Origin of the sequence: Achromobacter sp. Root170 (genome assembly GCF_001428165.1) — a bacterium.
Classification (GTDB): Bacteria; Pseudomonadota; Gammaproteobacteria; order Burkholderiales; family Burkholderiaceae_B; genus Achromobacter; species Achromobacter mucicolens.
This window is the reverse complement of sequence record NZ_LMHN01000001.1, coordinates 279,231-296,876: the sequence shown is the minus strand read 5'-3', so window position 1 is coordinate 296,876 and position 17,646 is coordinate 279,231. Positions and strand designations below refer to the sequence as shown.

Below are 17,646 nucleotides of genomic sequence, written 5' to 3'. Positions count from 1 at the left end.
GAAGGGGCCGCGGCGGCGGGTTGCATCCCGTCTTGCCACGGCGTTGACCCTCGCTCAATAATAGGCGCTCGCGCGGACGGCCAGGCAGGCCGCCCGCCCCTTTTTCGCCTTTTGCCTGCATGGAAAATAGCCCAGCCGTCCCGATGCGCCGCCCGCCGGCCAGCGCCAAATCCGAGCAACGCATCCGCGACATCCTGCGGGTCGCGCGCCAGGTGTTCTCCGAAGCGGGCTTCCAGGCGGCCACCACTACCGAGATCGCGCAGCGCCTGGGGGTTTCGGAAGCCACCGTCTTTACCTACTTCGGCGGCAAGCGCGAACTCTGCGTGCGGGTGATCAGCGACTGGTACGACGAAATCATCGCGCGGGTGGAAGACCATCTTCCGCATATCCACGGCACGCGGGCCCAACTGCATTACCTGGTCCATACGCACCTGCGCCATCTGCTGGCCGAGGGTCCCGGCCTGTGCGCGTTCATCCTGTCCGAAGGGCGCGCGCGCAACGACGACTTTGGCGAGATCTACGCCGGCCTGCAACGCCGCTACACCGCGCCCCTGATGCGCATCCTGGCCCAAGGCCAGGCCGATGGCGACATCCGCCAGGACATGCCGCTGCGGCTGCTGCGCTCGGCGGTCTACGGGCCGATGGAACACGTGCTGTGGGACGCGATGCTGCGCGGCACGGGCGTGGATGTGGCGGCCACCGCCGACCACCTGGTGGGCTTTTTGTGGCAGGCCTTGCAGCCGCCGCGCCAGGATGCGCTGGCGCTGGCGCAGTTCCGGGGCGAAGTCCAGAATGCCCTGCATCGCCTTCAATCTTCGGAAAACAGCGACGGCGGCACGTACTGAGGAAAGCCGTTGTAGGCCTGGCCGCGCTCGGCCGGCTGCAGGTTCCAGGAATGGCGCGCGTTGGGCACGCCCCCATCGACGCGGATGACGCTGCCATTGATGAACGCCGCCGCGGGCGACAACAGGAAAACGACCGCCGCGGCAAGCTCGGCCTCGGTGCCGAAGCGCTGTAGCGGGACCTTGGTCTTCAGTTCGCGCAGCACGCCGCGGTAATGTTCGTCGTAGCTATCCATGCCGCTGGAAGCGATCCAGCCCGGCGCCACCGCGTTCACGCGCACGCCGGCATGCGCCCACTCGCAGGCGGCGGTTTCGGTCAGATTCCACACGCCTGCGCGCGCCGCGCCGGAATGCCCCATCCCCGGCATGCCGCCCCAGATGTCGGCCAGCATGTTGACGATGGCGCCGCCGTGCTGGCGCATGTGCTGGGTATAGACCTCGCGCGACACCAGAAACGTCCCGTGCAGGTTGTTCTGCACCACGGCATTCCAGCCGTTCAGGCTGATCCGGTCCAGCGGCGCGGGAAACTGCCCGCCCGCGCAATTGAATACTCCGTCCAGCCCGCCGTGCGCGGCCAGCGCATCGGCCACGGCGCCTCGAACGCCGGCCTCGTCGCGGATGTCGCACGCATGCTGGCTGATGCGGCTGGCGGCTTCGGGGTAGATGCCGGCGATTTCCTCGGCCACGGCGCGCAGCTTGTCGGGGTTGCGCCCCACCAGCGCCAGACCGGCGCCCAGCGCCGCCAGCTCATGCGCGGTGCATCGGCCCAGGCCGCTGCCGCCGCCGGTCACCATGACGGTCTTGCCGTCGAACAACCCCGGCCGGAATACCGATGCGTAACGCTGACCGGCGGACGCGCCGTCCTGATGCTGGCTCATGTCTGTCTCCGAATTTTTTATTGAGGATAACTCAATATGTCCAAACGAAGTATCGCGAAATCGCGCTTTTGCCCATAGAATCAGCCAGGCAAATGGCCACGCCGATTGAGCCATCATCAATAACACCGGAGACCGCGCATGACGCCGAATGCACCGCTGGACCTGGCCCTCGACGGCCCAATCGCCCGCCTGACGCTGAACCGGCCGGACATGCGCAACGCGTTCGACGAGACGCTGATCGCCGCGCTGACGGCGGCGGTCAAGACGGCCGTGGACGACGCCCAGGTCCGGGTCCTGCTGTTGACGGGTGCGGGCAAGGCGTTCTGCGCCGGCGGCGACCTGAACTGGATGCGCAAAATGGGCACGCTGACCGACGCGGACAACCGCCAGGACGCCACGCGGCTGGCGGACATGCTGCACGCGGTCTGGACCTGCCCCAAGCCCATCGTTGCCTGCGTCAACGGCGACGCCTACGCGGGCGGCATGGGGCTGGTGGCCGCCTGCGACATCGCGGTGGCGGCGGACAGCGCGCACTTCTGCCTGTCCGAAACCCGGCTGGGCCTGCTGCCCGCCACCATCAGCCCCTACGTGATCCGCGCCCTGGGCGAACGCGCAGCCAACCGGTATTTCCTGACCGCCGAACGTTTTGACGCCGCCACCGCGTTGCGGCTGGGGCTGGTGCACGAGGTGGTCCCTGCAGCGCTAGCGCTCGCGGCTGCCGAAGCGCTGTGCCGCACCTTGTGCGCCAATGGCCCGGGCGCCGTGCAGGCCAGCAAGCGGCTGGTGCGGGACTTCGCGGGCCAGCCGCTGGATGGGGCCCTGATTGCCGACTCGGTCGAACGCATCGCGGCCATCCGCAGCACCGGGGAAGCGCGCGAAGGCGTGACCGCCTTCCTGGAAAAGCGCGAACCATCCTGGCGCAGAACGACGTAGGCGGCGGCCCGGCGCGCGGCGGCATGGACGCCATGGCATTGATGCCATAATCCAGGGCGATCTTCTGGAAGTCTCATGCCGCAAGCCACACCGCCCGCCTTTCCTCCCCTGAACGCCGAACGCCTCTGGGCGCGCGTCGACACCCTGTCCAAATTCACCCTGCCCGACGTGCCCTGGACGCGCCGCGCCTTTTCGCCGCTGTTCGATGACGCGCGCGCCTGGCTGCGCAGCGAGTTCGAAGCCGCGGGGCTGGCCACGCGCCTGGACGCGGGCGGCAACCTGGTCGGCACGCGCGCCGGGCGCGACGCCGCGCGCAAGCCGATCGCCACCGGCTCGCACTGCGACACCGTCATGAGCGGCGGCCGCTTCGACGGCATCATCGGCGTGCTGGCCGGCATCGAGGTCGCGCACACGATGCAGGAACACGGCATCGCCCTCGACCATCCCTTCGAGGTCATCGACTTCCTGTCGGAAGAACCCAGCGACTACGGCATTTCCTGCGTGGGCAGCCGCGCGCTGTGCGGCCAGCTCAGCGCCGACATGCTGGCCGCGCGCAATCCGCAGGGCGAGACGCTGGCGCAGGGCATCGCCCGCATCGGCGGCGATCCGGCGGCGCTGAATGCGCCGCTGCGCCGCGCGGGCGAGACCGCCGCCTTCGTCGAACTGCACATCGAACAGGGCCCCGTGCTCGAGAGCCGCAACCTGCCGATCGGCGTGGTCACCAACATCGTCGGCATCCGCCGCGTGCAGATCGTGGTCGAGGGCCAACCCGATCACGCGGGCACCACGCCCATGGATATCCGGCGCGACGCGCTGGTGGGCGCGGCCCGAATCATCGACGCCGCCCACCGCCAGGCCAGCGCCGCCAGTGGCAATCCGCATTACGTCGTCGCCACGGTGGGCCGGCTGGCCATGACGCCCAATGCGGCCAATGCGGTGCCCGGCCGGGTCGAGATGACGCTGGAAATGCGCAGCGACAGCAACGCCGTGCTCGATGCCTTTCCGGAAACCCTGATGGCCGGCGTGGCGGACGACCTGAAGGCGCTGCGCCTGACCGCCGGTTTCACGCAGCTCAGCCGCGCGCAGCCCACGGACTGTTCGCCCCTGGTGATGGACGCCGTCAAGGCTGCCGCCGACCAGTTGGGCTACGCGTCGATGCGCCTGCCCAGCGGCGCCGGCCACGACGCCGTCTACATGGCGCCCACCGGCCCCATCGGCATGATCTTCATCCCCTGCCTGAACGGCCGCAGCCACTGCCCCGAAGAATGGATCGAACCGGCGCAACTGCTGGACGGCACCCGCGTGCTGTATCAGTCGGTGCTGGAACTCGATCGCGTGCTGCGCGGCGCTTGAGAGCCCTACACCATGGAACAGATAACCCTCAACGACAGCACCGCCGATCGCTATCTGCTGGACGCGCCCGGCCTGTCGCTCATCGTCTTTCACAGCCGCACCTGCGGCACCTGCCGCTTGGCGCGCGAGCAGCTTCCGGCCGTTGAACTGCCGGTCGAGCGCATCTGCTGGATCGACGCCGGCGACAACCGTGGCCTGGTCGAGCGCTACGAGGTTTTTCACCTGCCGGCCATGTTCGTCGCCCGCGACGGCGCCTTCTACGGACCGGTGCAATCCACGCTGGCCGAATGGGACCTGCGCCAGCAGATCGGGCTGGCGCTGGACAGCTACCCCGCCGAACTGCCGTGAGCGTCGCCGCCGCAAGGCCGCAACGCCTTCCCCTGGACACGCTGGCCACCAGCGCCATGCTGGCGCTGTGCGTGTGCTGGGGCTTTCAGCAGATTGCCATCAAGCTGGTGGCCGATGACATCGCCCCCATCATGCAGATCGGGCTGCGCTCGACGTTCGCGGCCCTGGTACTGGCGGTGGTGGTGTGGCGTTCAGAGCGCGGGCGCGCGTTCACCGACGGCACCATCCTGCCCGGACTGACCGTGGGGTTGCTGTTCGCGGGCGAATTCCTGTTCGTCGCGCAGGGTCTGGTCTACACCACGGCCTCGCACATGGCGGTATTCCTGTACACCGCGCCCATCTTTGCGGCGCTCGGCCTGCATTGGCTGCTGCCCGAAGAACGCCTCAAACCGCTGCAATGGGCAGGCGTGGCGCTGGCCTTCTGCGGCATCGCGGTCGCGTTCCTGGTCAAGGGCGGCGAACCCGCCGTCCACGAGGGCGCCCGCAACATGCTGCTGGGCGATGCGATGGGACTGGCGGCCGGGTTGCTGTGGGGCGCCACCACGGTCGCGATCCGCAAGACGGCGCTGTCCGAGGCCGCCCCCGCCAAGACGCTGTTCTATCAGATGGCCGTGGCCGCGGTAGGGCTGCTGGCCTTCGCCGTGGCCACCGGCCATCACGGCATCCGCTTTACCCAGGCCGCCGTGCTGAGCGTCGCCTTTCAGTCGGTGGTGGTGGCGCTGTCCAGCTACCTGGTCTGGTTCTGGCTGCTGCGCCGGTATCTTGCCTCGCGCCTGTCCATCCTGTCCTTCATGACGCCGCTCTTTGGCGTGAGCTTTGGCGTGCTGATCCTGGATGAGCCGCTGGATGCGGGATTCGTGATCGGCGCGGTGATGGTGCTGGCCGGGATCACGCTGGTCAGCGGCGCGGAAATGGTGCGGGAACGGCTGCGCAGGCGGCGCGGCGGCGCGTCTCGTGGTTGACTCAGGCCTCATGGTTGAACCGGCCATCATGGTTAACTCGGCTTTCACCCTGCGGTCCGGGCGGATATAACGGACGTTTGCCGCCCCGGACGCTTGCCGCCCCCCTCCCGGCGCGCGGCCACGGCCTGGAGTCCCCATGCAACCCTGGCACAGCGACAACCCCGCCCTGACCCGTGCGTTCGCACCGGTCTTTGACGAACGCGACGACGCGAACCTGTCCATTGAAGGCGACCTGCCCGCCGGCCTGTCCGGCGTCTTCATGCGCAACGGCCCCAACCCGCAATTCGAACCGGGACCGGGCTACGCCTATCCCTACGACGGCACGGGCATGATCCACGCGCTCTACCTGGACGGCGGCCGCGCGCGTTACCGCAACCGCTGGGTGCTGACCGCCGAGCTTCAGGAAGAACGGGACGCCGGACGCCGCCTGTACAACCCGACGTTCGGCCCGCCCCCGCAAGCCAACCTGGCCAACACCAATGTGCTGCGTCACGCCGGACGCATCCACGCGCTGTACGAAGGCGGCTGCCCGTACGAAGTGAACGACGCGCTGGGCACGCTGAGTCCCAATACGTTCCAGGGCAAACTCACGGGCGCGTTCTCGGCGCATCCCAAGGTCGATCCGCTGACCGGGGAAATGCTGGCGATCAACTACGACCTCGTGGCCGGCACGCTGCAATACATGCGGCTGGACGCCGCCGGCCAGGTGGACCGCCAGGTGTCCTTCGCGTCGCCCTGGCCGGCGCTGGTCCACGACATTGGCCTGACCGCCACCCACGTAGTCGCGTTTGTGTGCCCGCTGGTGTTCGACTTCAGCCGCGGACCCGCGGCGCCGGCCTGGGAGCCGCAACGCGGCACGCACGTGCTGCTCGTGCCGCGCGACTGCAACGACGCGGCGCAGATCCGGTGGATCGAAGCCGCCCCCTTCTTCAACTGGCACGTCGCCAATGCCTGGGTGGGCGGCAACGTGATCGAGGCCGTGCTGCCCTGGCACGACGGCTACGGACCCAGCTCGCGCAAGCGGCTCGAAATGCACCGGCTGCGCATCGATCTGGACAGCGGACGCGTGGACGATCAGATGCTGGACGATCAGCCCTGTGAGTTCGGCCGGGTCAACGATGCGTGGCTCGGGCGGCGCGCCCGCTTCTGCTATGCCGGCCTGCGCGACCCGCGTCCGGGTGAAACGCCGCAGCCCGGCGCCTTCGAAGCCTTTGCCCGCTACGACCTGCAGACGGGTGAAAAGTCCGTGTTCCGGCTGCCCGCCGGGCAGACCGCCTGCGAACCGGTGTTCGCGGCCGACCCGTCCGGCGCGGGCGAAGCGGACGGCTACATCCTGAGCTTCGTGCATGCGGAAAACGACACCGGGGGCCGGTTCATCGTGCTGGACGCCCGCGACCTGGCCGCGGGTCCTGTTGCGCAGGTTCGCCTGCCCCGCCGCGTGCCCGCCGGGCTGCACGGCACGTGGATGCCGTCGCCGCCCGAGGGCGCCGGTCAGGCGCGCCGCTGACCCAGGTTCAGGACGATCAGCCCCGCCCCGGCCATGACGAAGGCAAAACCCCACCAGTCCGCCGGGGCCGGCCGGTCGCCCACCAGCGCCATCGCACCCAGCACGCCCACGACCGGCACCATCAGCGTGGTCAGCGCGGCGACGGTGGCGCTGACGCGTTCGCTCAGCACGAACCACAGCCAGTACGCGACCGCGGTGCCCAGGATGATGTGAAACGAGAGCGCGCCCGCGACGCTGGCGGTCCAGCCGCGCGTGGGGAAGGACTCGCCGGCGATCAGCGCGCCGGCCAATGCGCAACTGGCGCCGACGACGAGCTGCCACGCGGTGATGACGATGCGGTCTCCCGCGACGGGCCAGCGCTTGAGATACACGGTGCCGGCCGCCCACCCGAACGCTGCCACCAGCGGAAACACCAGCCCCTTGGCGGCGGCCACGTCGTTGCCGGCGAACACCGCTTGCAGCACCGGCCAGGCCAGCACCGCCACCCCGCAAGCGCCCAGCAGCAGCGCCAGCCCCCGGCGGCGATCCAGACGTTCCCCCAGCACCAGCCACGCCAGCAGCGCCGACATCATCGGCATCGTGAACGTCAGCACCGCCGCGCGCGACGTACTGGTGCTGAGCTGCGCCCACGCCACGGCCAGGTTGAAGACGGCCACGGCCAGGACGCCGCCCACCACGATCCCGGGCCACGCGCTGCGCGGCGGCAACAGCGGCAAGCGTTTGGCGCCCGCCAGCAGCAATAGCAGCAGCGCGCCGCTGCCCAGGCCGAGCACGCGCAAGGTGAACGGCGGGAAGATGGACAGAATGATCTTCACCGCCGGCCAGTTCAGCCCCCAGAAAAGGGCCAGTGCCACCGGAATCAGGCGCACGCGGCCGGGTCTCCTGCGCCGTTGCCCCGCCGATTGCTGGCCACATCGTTGCCCGCGCCGGCGGCCGCTTCGGCCGCGATCAACGCCGCCAGGCCCTGGCGTTGCTTGCCCTCGGCGTCGAAATTGTCCGGGCTGAGCCAGCGCTCGTAGGCCGCGCGCCGCGCGGGCCATTCGCTGTCGATGATCGAGAACCACGCCGTGTCGCGGCTACGGCCCTTGTAGACGGTGGCCTGCCGGAAGATGCCTTCAAAGGTGAAGCCCAGGCGCAGCGCGGCGGCGCGCGACGGCGCGTTCAGGCTGTCGCACTTCCATTCATAGCGGCGGTAGCCCAGCTCGTCGAAGGCGCGGCGCATCAGCAGGAACTGCGCTTCGGTGGCAATGCGGGTGCGTTTGAGCTGGCGCGAATAGGACACGAAGCCGACCTCGATGACGCCGTTGGGCGCGTCGATGCGCATCAGCGCCAGCGTGCCGACGGCGCGGCCCGTGGCCAGGTCGATGATGGCGTGATGCATGGGGTCCGGGCTGGACTGCGCGGCTTCGGCGAACGTCCGGTAAGCGGCCTCGTCCGCGAAGGGGCCGACGCCCATGTAGGTCCAGTCGCTGTCGTCGGGCGCCTGGCTGAAGGCCTGGTACAGGTCTGCCGCGTGGCGCTCGGCCGACAGCGGCTCCAGGCGGCAATAGCGGCCGACGGCGGGCGTGAGCGGCGGACGCGGACGCGTCGTCCAGCCGGGCAGCGCCGGGCCGATGGGTTGCTGGAAATCGTTGGTGCGCGGTTGCATGCGGGCGGTGCCTCGGCGATCGGTTCAGGGCGCGCCGCCGACGGTGGCGGGCGCAACACCCAGGGCCTCACGATATCGGAACCGTGGCATCATAAAAAGCGCCACGAACCGGGAATTTAATAGGGCCATGACCGACTCTGCCTTGCGCGACGCCGCCAATGCTTCACTCCTGTCCAGTCCGCTTGCGCGCGGCCCGGGTTCGCTGCCGCGCCAACGCCAGCTCATCCAGCGGCTCAAGCAGGCCATTCTGGCGGGCCAGCTTCCGGCAGGCGGCAAGCTGCCGTCGTCCCGCGCACTGTCCGAGGACCTGGCCATCTCGCGCAACACGGTGCTGATCGCCTACGAGCAACTGACGGCCGAGGGCTACGTGATCGCCGATCGCCAGGGCACACGCGTGGCGCCGCTGTCAGCTGCAGCCCGCAGCGCCGCCCGCCAGGCCGTGCCCAGCCCCGCGCAGGCCCCGGCAACCGCCCGGCGCCTGGCCCGCATCGTCTCCACACGCCATGTCGCGGACGCCACGCTGCCGATGACGCCCGGCACGCCCGCGCTGACCCAATTCCCGCTGAATGCCTGGCGCCGCGCGCAGGACCGCGCGCTGCAGGCCGCCCCGGCCGCCGCGCTGGGCTATGGCGATCCGGCCGGCGAGCCCGCGCTGCGCGAGGCCATCGCCCAATACCTGCGCGTATCGCGCGGCGTGCATTGCGACGCTTCGCGCATCGTCATCACGGAAGGCGCGCAGGGCGGGCTGGCGCTATGCGTGCAACTGCTGACCAATCCCGGCGACACGGCCTGGCTGGAAGACCCGGGGTATCGCGGCGCCAAGGCCGCCTTTCATGCGGGCGATCTGAATGTCGTGGCCATGCGCGTGGATGCCGACGGCATCGTCATCCCGGAAAGTGCCTGGGCGCGCCAGCCGCCCCGCCTGATCCAGACGACGCCTTCGCACCAGTACCCCACCGGCGCGGTGCTGTCGCTGACGCGCCGGCTCGACCTGCTGGAACGCGCGCGGCGCGCGCACGCGTGGATCATCGAAGACGACTACGACAGCGAATTCCGCCATCAGGGCGAACCGATCGCCGCCATGCAGGGCCTGCTGCCGGACGCCCCGGTGCTGTACGTGGGCACATTCAGCAAAACCATGTTCCCTGCCCTGCGCCTGGGCTTTCTGGTGCTGCCCGAGGCCATCGCGCGCGAGGCCATGCCGTCCATCATCGAGATGCAGCGCGGCGGCCACCGGCTGGAGCAGCTCACCATGGCGGCCTTCATCGAAAACGGCCAGTTCTCGCGCCACCTGGGCCGCATGCGGCGGCTGTACCGCGAACGCCAGTCGGCGCTGCGCGAAGCGCTGGCGCAGCATCTGGGGATCGAACACGAGGTGCTGGGCGGACACTGCGGATTGCATCTGACCGTGCGGCTGCCGTCCGAATATGCGGATACGGCCATCGTGGCCGAAGCACGCAAGCTGGGCATGAATCCCGGCGCGCTGTCTTCGTTCGCGCTTACGCCGCGCCCCGAGGACAATGGTCTGGTGATCGGCTATGGCAACACCGGCGCGGAACGCTTTCCGGCGATGGTGCGGCGGTTGCGGGAGGTGGCCCAAGCGGTGGCAAAGGCGGTGCCGCGGGCCCGCTAGTCCACCAGCCCGCCCAGCACCAGCAGCGTCATGAACAGCCAGAAAAGGAACCCCAGAATCGAGCGCCGCAGCAGCGCCTTGACCGCGCCCCACAGGAACATGAGGCCCAGCGCCAGCAGCACCAGATTGAAGATCGACGGGCTCATGCCCATCGCGCCGGCCAGGCCGGCGTAGAAGTCCGCCAGCGCGCCGCCCAGGCCGCCCAAGAGCCATTTGATTCCTGCAACGATGGCGCGCAGGCCCTCGCCGAGCATGCCGCCCAGCGTCGCGAAAAATCCGTCCTGGGCCGGCATCAGCGTCGCGTATCCGCAAGCATCCGCACCGCCAGGCCGGCCAGCACCGTGCCCATCAGCCAACGCTGCACCACCATCCACAGCGGGCGGCCCGCCAGGAAACCGGCAATGGAACCCGCCATGATCGCGATCAGCGCGTTCACGGACAGGCTGATCACGACCTGCGTCATGCCCAGAGCCAGCGATTGGGTGAAGACGCTGCCGTGATCGGGCTGGATGAATTGCGGCAGCAGCGACACGTACATGACCGCGATCTTGGGATTGAGCAGATTGGTCAGGAGGCCCATCGTGAACAATTGCCGCGGGCTGCTTTTGGGCAGGTCATGCACCTGAAACGGTGACCGGCCGCCCGGGCGGATCGCCTGCCACGCCATGTAGAGCAGGTAGAGCGCCCCGCCGATGCGCAGCGCGTCGTAGGCGTAGGGCACGGCCATCAGCAAGGCGGTGATGCCGAACGCCGCACAGGCGACGTAGAAGATGAACCCGACCGCCACGCCCCCCAGGGAAATCAGGCCGGCCTGCGGCCCTTGCGAGATGGAGCGGGACACCAGGTAGATCATGTTGGGGCCGGGCGTGAGCACCATGCCCAGCGCTACCAGGGCGAAAGTCAGCAGATGTGTCAGGTCGGGCATGGGAAGCCGGCGTGCGCCGGACAAAAGTCGGATCGTGAATGCACACCTTAGCCGAAAACTGTACCGGAACAGCGGAATTTTCCGATGGGGTTGGCGGCTAGTCGCGCCGGCGATACAGTGGACCGCTCGACCCCTTTTGTGGAGCGCAGTCCATGCCGAAACGTCATCCGTCCCCGGCAGGCCGGGCCGCCGCGATCCGCGTTGGCATCGGCGGCTGGACCTTTGAGCCGTGGCGCGGCGGCGTCTTCTATCCCGACGACCTGCCGCACGCGCGCGAACTGGAATACGCCAGCCGGCAGGTCACGGCCATCGAGATCAACGGCACCTACTACGGCACGCAAAAGCCCGCCACGTTTGCCAAGTGGCGCGACGAGACACCCGAGGATTTTGTGTTTTCGCTCAAGGCGTCGCGCTATTGCACCAACCGGCGCGAGCTGTCGGGCGCGGGGGACTCGATCGATCGCTTCATTAAAAGCGGCATCGCCGAACTGGGCGCGAAGCTCGGCCCCATCGTGTGGCAGTTTGCCCCGACCAAGCAGTTCGATCCAAAGGACTTCGGGGCCTTCCTGGAATTGCTGCCGGACAAGGTGGACGGACTGCCCTTGCGGCATGCGCTGGACGTGCGTCATGCCAGCTTTGCCTGCGAGGAATATCTGGACCTGGCGCGCCGCCATCGCGCAGCGACCGTCTACACCGACAGCGACGAGTTTCCCGCCATTGCCGACCGGACGGGCGACTTTGTCTACGCGCGGCTGATGCGCGCCAGCACGCGGTACAAGGCCGGGTATGCGCCCAAGGCGCTGGACGCCTGGGCAGAGCGCCTGCAGGCCTGGTCGCGCGGCGCCCATCCGGACGACCTGCCACGCATCGGCGCGCCGGCCAAACCTGCCGAGTCTGCCAAGGCTGCCAAGGTTCAGGACGTCTTTGCGTACTTCATCAATGGGGCAAAGGAACGCGCGCCGGCGGCGGCGCGCGTCATGATCGAACGCCTGTAGCGTCAGGCGTTCGCGCGTCTTACTGCGCGACGGGCGTGCGCATCGTGACGAACTCTTCAGCCGCCGTGGGATGGATGCCGATGGTGTCGTCGAAGACGGCCTTGGTTGCGCCCGCCTTCAGCGCCACGGCAAGCCCCTGCACGATCTCGCCGGCCTCCGGGCCCACCATGTGCACGCCCAGCACGCGATCGGTCTGCGCGTCGACGATCACCTTCATCAGCGTGCGTTCCTGCGACTCGGTCAGCGTCAGCTTCATGGGCCGGAAGCGGCTTTCGAAAAGCCGCAGCTCGTACCCGGCGTCGCGCGCCTCTTCGGTGGTCAGGCCCACGGTGCCGATGTTCGGCAGGCTGAACACGGCGGTGGGGATCAGCTTGTAGTCGACCTTGCGATACTCCTGCGGGCGGAACAGCCGGCGCGCCACGGCCATGCCTTCGGCCAGCGCCACCGGGGTAAGCGGCACGCGGCCGATCACGTCGCCGATGGCCAGGATGGAAGGTTCCGCGGTGCGGTATTCGTCATCCACGTCAATGAAGCCGTCCTCGCGCAGCTTCACGCCGGTGTTCTCCAGCCCCAGGTTGTCCAGCATCGGACGGCGGCCCGTGGCGTAGAACACGCAATCGGTCTCGATGACGGAGCCGTCCTTGCAGGTGGCGGCCAGCGAGCCGTCCGCGCGCTTGTCGATGCGGGCGACCTCGGTGTTCATGCGCAGGTCGATGCCCTTCTTGACCAGTTCGTCGCGCAGGTGCTCGCGCACGCCCAGGTCAAAGCCGCGCAGGAACAGCGGACCGCGATAGGACTGGATGGTCTGCGCCCCCATGCCATTGAAGATGGACGCGAACTCCACGGCAATGTAGCCGCCGCCCACGACCAGCACGCGGCGCGGCAGGTCTTTCAGGAAGAAGGCCTCGTTGGACGTAATGGCGTGTTCCTTGCCCGGAATGTCGGGCACCTGCGGCCATCCACCGGTCGCGACCAGGATGTGCGCGGCGCTGTAGGTCTTGCCGTTGATGTCGACCGTGTTCGGATCGACGATGCGCGCGTGGCCTTCGAGCAGCGTCACGCCGCTGTTGACCAGCAGATTGCGGTAGATGCCGTTCAGGCGTTCGATCTCGCGGTTCTTGTTGGCGATCAGCGTGGGCCAGTCGAACTTTGGCGCATCCGCGGTCCAGCCAAAGCCATGCGCCTGTTCGAAGTCTTCGCTGTAGTGTGCGCCGTAGACCAGCAGCTTCTTGGGCACGCAACCCACGTTGACACACGTGCCGCCCAGGTAGCGGCTTTCGGCCACGGCCACGCGCGCGCCGAAGCTGGCCGAAAAACGGGCTGCGCGCACGCCGCCCGAGCCCGCGCCAATCACAAACAGGTCAAAGTCAAATGCCATGGGGTTTCCTTCGCGCGGCCAGGCGGCCGGCGTTCACTGTCCGGGAAAGCTGTATTTAACACCACCGCGTCGCGGACTGCCGGGTCTCGGATGCCGGCAGCCCTGATTCTCAGGCCGCCCCGGTTGGGATACATTGGCCGCAGCCGGCCCCACGCGCCGGTCCCTCTTGCGGAGTTCCTTCCATGTCTCTCGAAACCTGGCTGGCCTTCCTGGGCGCCTCGGCCCTGCTTGTCATGCTGCCCGGCCCCACCATCCTGACCGTGATCAGCTATTCGCTTACCCACGGCAAGCGCGCCCGCCTGCCGCTGGTGCTGGCCGTGGCGCTGGGCGATTCGACCGCCCTGGTGCTGTCGCTGCTGGGCCTGGGCGCGCTGCTGGCCGCGTCCGCCTTCTGGTTCACGGTGGTCAAGACCGTCGGCGGCCTGTATCTGCTGTATCTGGGTTACCGGCTGCTGCGCGCCGGCGTGTCGCCGGCCACGCTTCCCGCCGCCAAGCCGGTGGGTTCACGCTGGAAGCTCTTTGCCAACACGTATCTGGTGACCGCGCTGAACCCCAAGGGCATGATCTTCTTCGTGGCCTTCCTGCCGCAGTTCATCGATCCGGCGGGCGATGTGACGCGGCAGTTGTGGATGCTGTCGGCCACCTTTGTGGCCTGCGCGGGCATCAATGCCGCGGTCTACGCCATCTTTGCGGGCTCGGCCCGGCGGATGCTGGTGTCGCCACGCGCGCAGCGCGGCTTCAACCTGGGCGGCGGCGCGCTGATGTCGGCCGCCGGCGTGTGGGCCTTGCTGGCCCGCCGCGTGTAGCGAGGCGGGCCAGCCGCGTGTAGCAGGGCGGGCGGCCAGCCGCTTGTAGCGGCGCGCGCCSCCAGCCGTTGAGCGCTACTTCGCTGCCGCCATCATGTATTCCACGGCGGCGCGCAGCGTGGCGTCGTCTGCCGCCGAGCCGCCGCGCGGCGGCATGGCGCCCTTGCCTTTCAGCACGGTGACCATCAGCGCATCGGTGCCTTGCGCCAGAAACGGCGTCCAGGCTTGTTTGTCGCCCAGCTTGGGGGCATTGGCCACGCCGCTGGCATGACACACCACACAGGCGGATTTATAGAGCTTTTCTCCGGCGGGATTGACGGCGGCAAGCGTGTCGGCCGCGGCATGCTGCACGGGCAGTCCCGTCAGCGCAAGGGCAAAGGCGATTCGAGCAATAAGAGGCATGGCAGCAATTCCAGGCGTGGGGTTGATAGCAAACCGGCAGGCCGCGCGGCGCGCGCCCTGCCGTCTGGGCATTACTGCGGGATGGGGCCCGGCGCCTTGATCTGCTTCATCAGGTCGTCGTTCCACTTGCCCTCGACCTTGATGTGCCCGGCCGCGCCCAGCTCGAAGGCTTCGATCAGGTTGTGGTTCAGGTAGGCATACACGCCCGGCTGCTTGAACGTGTACAGCGCCGCGCCCGCCGAACCGCCGCGGATGAACCAGGTTTCCAGGTCCTTTTCGGGCGGATTGTTGAACTTGCCGGTTTCCCAGACCCAGTCGCCGTGGCCGCCGATGAGGTGGGGCCGCGTGTCGCGATTGGCTTGCGAATGGATCAGCAGCACGGTCTCGCCGACTTTGGCGGTAAGCGCGTTGTCGCCGGTCAGGGCGCCAACCTTGCCGTTGAAGACGATGTGCGACGGGGTCAGCTTGCGCATGACTTCCACGGTGTCGCCATAACTTTCAGCGAGGGTCGCGTAGTCTTTGTACTTGCCGTTGGCGTCTTTGGGGATGTACAGGTCGAACTCGCCGATGGTGTAGACGCGGTCGTACTTGAGCGGCTTGCCTTGCGGGTCCTTCAGGCCTTCGCGCGGCAGCACCATGATCGTGCCGCTCATGCCGGACACCACATGCCACGGCACCATGCCTTCGGGCGCGCAGTGATAGACGAAGGTGCCGGCGCGGTCGGCCTTGAAACGCATGGTGGCTTGTTCGCCGGGGTTCACGTTGGTGAGCTTGGCGCCGCCCAAGGCGCCCGTGGCGGCGTGGAAATCGACGTTGTGCGGCATCGCATTGGACTTGGGATTGACCAGGGTCAATTCCACGTAATCGCCCTCGTGCACGACCATCGTGGGGCCGGGCATGGATCCGTTGAATGTCATGGCCTGCAGCGTGGTGCCCTTGCTGTCGATGACCATCTTCTTTTCTTCGATGGTCATGGTGAATTCGACAACCTTGGGTCCCGACTTGGCCACCTGCTCATGCGGGTGAACCAACGGCGGGGCGACCAGCGTGACCTTGGCGCGCGGCAGCGTGTCTGCGTTCTGGGCGGAAGCCAGGCCACCCGCCATCGTGAACATCAGGGCGGCGGCAAGCAAGGTGGGGCGCAACGCGTTCATGTGCTACTCCTCTTTCGGTTTCTTCAAAGCCGAGTCTGTCGGCACCTCCATTGAAGAACCGCGAGCGATCGCGTTCTTTGCTGTAGCGCAAATTCGGGATAACCCTGCGGCCGCCCGCAAGTTGTCATGGTGCCCCTCAGGTGTCACCATCGATCCGTGGAAAATCCCTCCACGTCCACACGCGGACCGCCATGCCATCGCCTTTATGCCATGCCCTGCTGCGCAACCTGGATCTGTTCAGGCCCTTGTCCGATGCGCAGCTAGACACCGCGCTTAACGACGCCGTTCCCTGCCGCCTTGAAGCCGGCGAAGCCGCTTACCGGCAAGGCGCCGAAGGCGCCCATTTCTTCGTGTTGCTGCACGGCTGCCTCAAGGTCACCCAAATTACATCGGAAGGCGACCAAGTTGTCGTGAGATATGTCAATCCGGGCGATATGTTTGGCCTGGCTTGCGCGATGCGGCAGTCCTGTTACCCCGCCAGCGTATTGGCCGTACAGGAAAGCGTGTGCCTGGCGTGGCCGGCGTCGGCCTGGGAAGGCTTCATGGGCAGCCATCCGCAATTGGGCGCGATTGCGCTGCAGACCATGGGACAACGGCTGCAGGATGCGCACCTGCGCATCCAGGAACTGTCCACCGACGAAGTCGAACAGCGCGTGGCGCGCGCCATCCTGCGGCTGGTGCAGCAATCGGGGCAGCCCATGCACGACGGCATCGGCATCAGCTTTCCGATCACGCGGCAGGACGTCGCCGAAATGACCGGCACCACGCTGCACACCGTCAGCCGGCTGCTCAGCGACTGGAAGCAGCGCGGCATCGTCAGCAGCGGCCGCAAGCGCATCGTGCTTCGCTCGCCCGCCGCCCTGGCCAGCCTGTCGCAGAACGCGCAGCCGGCCATGGACTGCGCATCGTGCCTGTCTTGCCGCAACGGGTCACCGGCAACAGGCCACTAGCCCTCTTCCAATACCAGCCGCATCCCCAGGTTCGCGGGCGGCACGCCGACCGAACACGCGCCGTTCTTGGGATCGCGGATGAAATCAGGCAGGTACGCAATATGCCGTCCGGCCGCGACGCGTATGCCGCAGTTGCGGCTCAGGTCCGCGTCTTCGGCAGCGTCCGGCGCCGCGTCCAGCACGCGGCGCGAGTGGCAATCGGACGTCCAGTCCCACACGCTGCCCGCCATGTCCTTCAGGCCGGCCGCGTTGGCGCCATACTGGCCAAACGGCCGCACGTCGATGTCGGCACCCTGCTTGCTGCGGCGGATTTCCTGTTCGTATTCCGCCAGCCAGCGCTGCGCGGGGTCGTTGGGCGCCTGGCCGTTGTCTTGCAAGGCGGCAGGCGGCGATTCTTCGCGATAGGCCTCGCCGGCCGCGTAGATCCATTCGGCGTAGCGCGGCAAGCGATAGCGCTGGCCGGTCGAGCCCGATAGCCACGCGGCGTAGGCCGTCGCGTCGGACCAGCTGATGCCGGTGGCGGGCAGATCGGCAGATGCGTCCTTGCGGTGCGCCGCGTCCAGCGGTTTGCAGGCGCCGGCGGCCACGCACGCCGCGTATTCGGCCTGGCTGACCTGCCGCGTCATGATGGCGACGCCGCGCGGGTGGCGGGTGGTGACCGGTGCGGGGGTGACGGGATAGCCGTTGCGCAGCGCCTCGCCGGGGGGCTGATGCGTGACCTCTCCGGGCGGTAGCCGCGTAAGGTCAGGCAACGCAAAGCGGGCCCGGTCTGCGGGCCCGCAAGCGATCAACAACAATGTCATGGCGCCGGCAACGGTTGCGGCAATGGGCAGGAAGCGCATGCGGAGTTTCTCCGAAGCGCCTGCGCCAGGCCGGCGCAGGCTTTGCTTCCATTGGACCGGGAGGTCCCCTTCGCAACGTTGCGCTGGCGC

Annotated in this window: 19 protein-coding genes; 10 read left to right on the top strand and 9 right to left on the bottom strand. The window is 68.1% G+C overall.

The window, feature by feature from the left end; all coding sequences use genetic code 11:
• Positions 1–119 precede the first annotated feature (119 nt).
• Positions 120–845 carry a TetR/AcrR family transcriptional regulator gene (locus ASD87_RS01355; protein ID WP_056316137.1) on the top strand — a complete coding sequence of 242 codons (726 nt, stop codon included), beginning with the start codon at positions 120–122 and terminating at the stop codon, positions 843–845.
• Here the strand turns inward: ASD87_RS01355 and ASD87_RS01350 are convergent.
• Positions 809–1,720: an SDR family oxidoreductase gene (locus ASD87_RS01350; RefSeq protein WP_056316132.1), complete on the bottom strand. Its 912-nt coding sequence runs from the start codon at positions 1,718–1,720 to the stop codon at positions 809–811. The two genes, ASD87_RS01355 and ASD87_RS01350, sit on opposite strands and share 37 nt — an antisense overlap.
• Positions 1,721–1,858: 138 nt before the next feature.
• Here ASD87_RS01350 and ASD87_RS01345 point away from each other — a divergent pair, with 138 nt between their 5' ends.
• The 5 genes from ASD87_RS01345 to ASD87_RS01325 all read left to right on the top strand — a co-directional run bounded on the left by ASD87_RS01345 (position 1,859) and on the right by ASD87_RS01325 (position 6,823).
• Positions 1,859–2,653 carry an enoyl-CoA hydratase/isomerase family protein gene (locus tag ASD87_RS01345; RefSeq protein WP_056316129.1) on the top strand — a complete coding sequence of 265 codons (795 nt, stop codon included), beginning with the start codon at positions 1,859–1,861 and terminating at the stop codon, positions 2,651–2,653.
• 75 nt (positions 2,654–2,728) lie between these two features.
• Positions 2,729–4,006 (top strand): Zn-dependent hydrolase, encoded by a 1,278-nt coding sequence (locus ASD87_RS01340; RefSeq protein ID WP_056316125.1) that lies wholly within the window; start codon positions 2,729–2,731, stop codon positions 4,004–4,006.
• Between the two features lie 12 nt (positions 4,007–4,018).
• On the top strand, positions 4,019–4,354 hold the full coding sequence (locus tag ASD87_RS01335; protein WP_056316122.1) for a co-chaperone YbbN: 336 nt from the start codon (positions 4,019–4,021) through the stop codon (positions 4,352–4,354).
• Between the two features lie 56 nt (positions 4,355–4,410).
• Positions 4,411–5,316: a DMT family transporter gene (locus tag ASD87_RS01330; protein ID WP_056318617.1), complete on the top strand. Its 906-nt coding sequence runs from the start codon at positions 4,411–4,413 to the stop codon at positions 5,314–5,316.
• A 136-nt stretch (positions 5,317–5,452) separates the two neighbouring features.
• Entirely contained in the window at positions 5,453–6,823 is a 1,371-nt protein-coding gene (locus tag ASD87_RS01325; protein WP_056316121.1) for a carotenoid oxygenase family protein, read from the top strand.
• On the opposite strand, the gene ASD87_RS01320 is transcribed toward ASD87_RS01325, so the two are convergent.
• Positions 6,808–7,692: a DMT family transporter gene (locus tag ASD87_RS01320; protein WP_056316119.1), complete on the bottom strand. Its 885-nt coding sequence runs from the start codon at positions 7,690–7,692 to the stop codon at positions 6,808–6,810. The two genes, ASD87_RS01325 and ASD87_RS01320, sit on opposite strands and share 16 nt — an antisense overlap.
• Positions 7,683–8,471 carry a GNAT family N-acetyltransferase gene (locus tag ASD87_RS01315; RefSeq protein ID WP_082586169.1) on the bottom strand — a complete coding sequence of 263 codons (789 nt, stop codon included), beginning with the start codon at positions 8,469–8,471 and terminating at the stop codon, positions 7,683–7,685. Before ASD87_RS01315 ends, ASD87_RS01320 begins: the two co-directional genes overlap by 10 nt.
• A gap of 127 nt (positions 8,472–8,598) precedes the next feature.
• On the opposite strand from ASD87_RS01315, the gene ASD87_RS01310 reads away from it, so the two are divergent.
• On the top strand, positions 8,599–10,104 hold the full coding sequence (locus ASD87_RS01310) for a PLP-dependent aminotransferase family protein (RefSeq protein ID WP_056316116.1): 1,506 nt from the start codon (positions 8,599–8,601) through the stop codon (positions 10,102–10,104).
• Here the strand turns inward: ASD87_RS01310 and ASD87_RS01305 are convergent.
• Complete coding sequence (locus ASD87_RS01305) at positions 10,101–10,397, bottom strand: hypothetical protein (RefSeq protein ID WP_056316115.1); 297 nt, start codon at positions 10,395–10,397, stop codon at positions 10,101–10,103. The genes ASD87_RS01310 and ASD87_RS01305 overlap by 4 nt on opposite strands.
• A complete protein-coding gene (locus tag ASD87_RS01300) occupies positions 10,397–11,029 on the bottom strand; it encodes a LysE family translocator (protein ID WP_056316112.1) in 633 nt (210 codons plus the stop codon). Before ASD87_RS01300 ends, ASD87_RS01305 begins: the two co-directional genes overlap by 1 nt.
• 152 nt (positions 11,030–11,181) lie before the next feature.
• On the opposite strand from ASD87_RS01300, the gene ASD87_RS01295 reads away from it, so the two are divergent.
• A complete protein-coding gene (locus tag ASD87_RS01295) occupies positions 11,182–12,024 on the top strand; it encodes a DUF72 domain-containing protein (protein ID WP_056316109.1) in 843 nt (280 codons plus the stop codon).
• 19 nt (positions 12,025–12,043) lie between these two features.
• On the opposite strand, the gene gorA is transcribed toward ASD87_RS01295, so the two are convergent.
• Positions 12,044–13,402 (bottom strand): glutathione-disulfide reductase, encoded by a 1,359-nt coding sequence (gene gorA, locus ASD87_RS01290; RefSeq protein WP_056316106.1) that lies wholly within the window; start codon positions 13,400–13,402, stop codon positions 12,044–12,046.
• Between the two features lie 182 nt (positions 13,403–13,584).
• On the opposite strand from gorA, the gene ASD87_RS01285 reads away from it, so the two are divergent.
• Positions 13,585–14,208: a LysE family translocator gene (locus ASD87_RS01285; protein ID WP_056316104.1), complete on the top strand. Its 624-nt coding sequence runs from the start codon at positions 13,585–13,587 to the stop codon at positions 14,206–14,208.
• A 75-nt stretch (positions 14,209–14,283) separates the two neighbouring features.
• Here ASD87_RS01285 and ASD87_RS01280 read toward each other — a convergent pair whose 3' ends face one another.
• Entirely contained in the window at positions 14,284–14,610 is a 327-nt protein-coding gene (locus tag ASD87_RS01280) for a cytochrome c5 family protein (protein ID WP_056316103.1), read from the bottom strand.
• 71 nt (positions 14,611–14,681) lie between these two features.
• Positions 14,682–15,764, bottom strand: coding sequence for a copper-containing nitrite reductase (gene nirK / locus ASD87_RS01275; protein WP_056316100.1), 1,083 nt, complete (start codon positions 15,762–15,764; stop codon positions 14,682–14,684).
• 191 nt (positions 15,765–15,955) lie between these two features.
• Between nirK and ASD87_RS01270 the strand changes: the two genes are divergently transcribed.
• On the top strand, positions 15,956–16,714 hold the full coding sequence (locus ASD87_RS01270; protein ID WP_056316097.1) for a Crp/Fnr family transcriptional regulator: 759 nt from the start codon (positions 15,956–15,958) through the stop codon (positions 16,712–16,714).
• Here ASD87_RS01270 and ASD87_RS01265 read toward each other — a convergent pair.
• Entirely contained in the window at positions 16,711–17,556 is an 846-nt protein-coding gene (locus tag ASD87_RS01265; RefSeq protein ID WP_056316094.1) for an SUMF1/EgtB/PvdO family nonheme iron enzyme, read from the bottom strand. The two genes, ASD87_RS01270 and ASD87_RS01265, sit on opposite strands and share 4 nt — an antisense overlap.
• Positions 17,557–17,646: the final 90 nt, after the last annotated feature.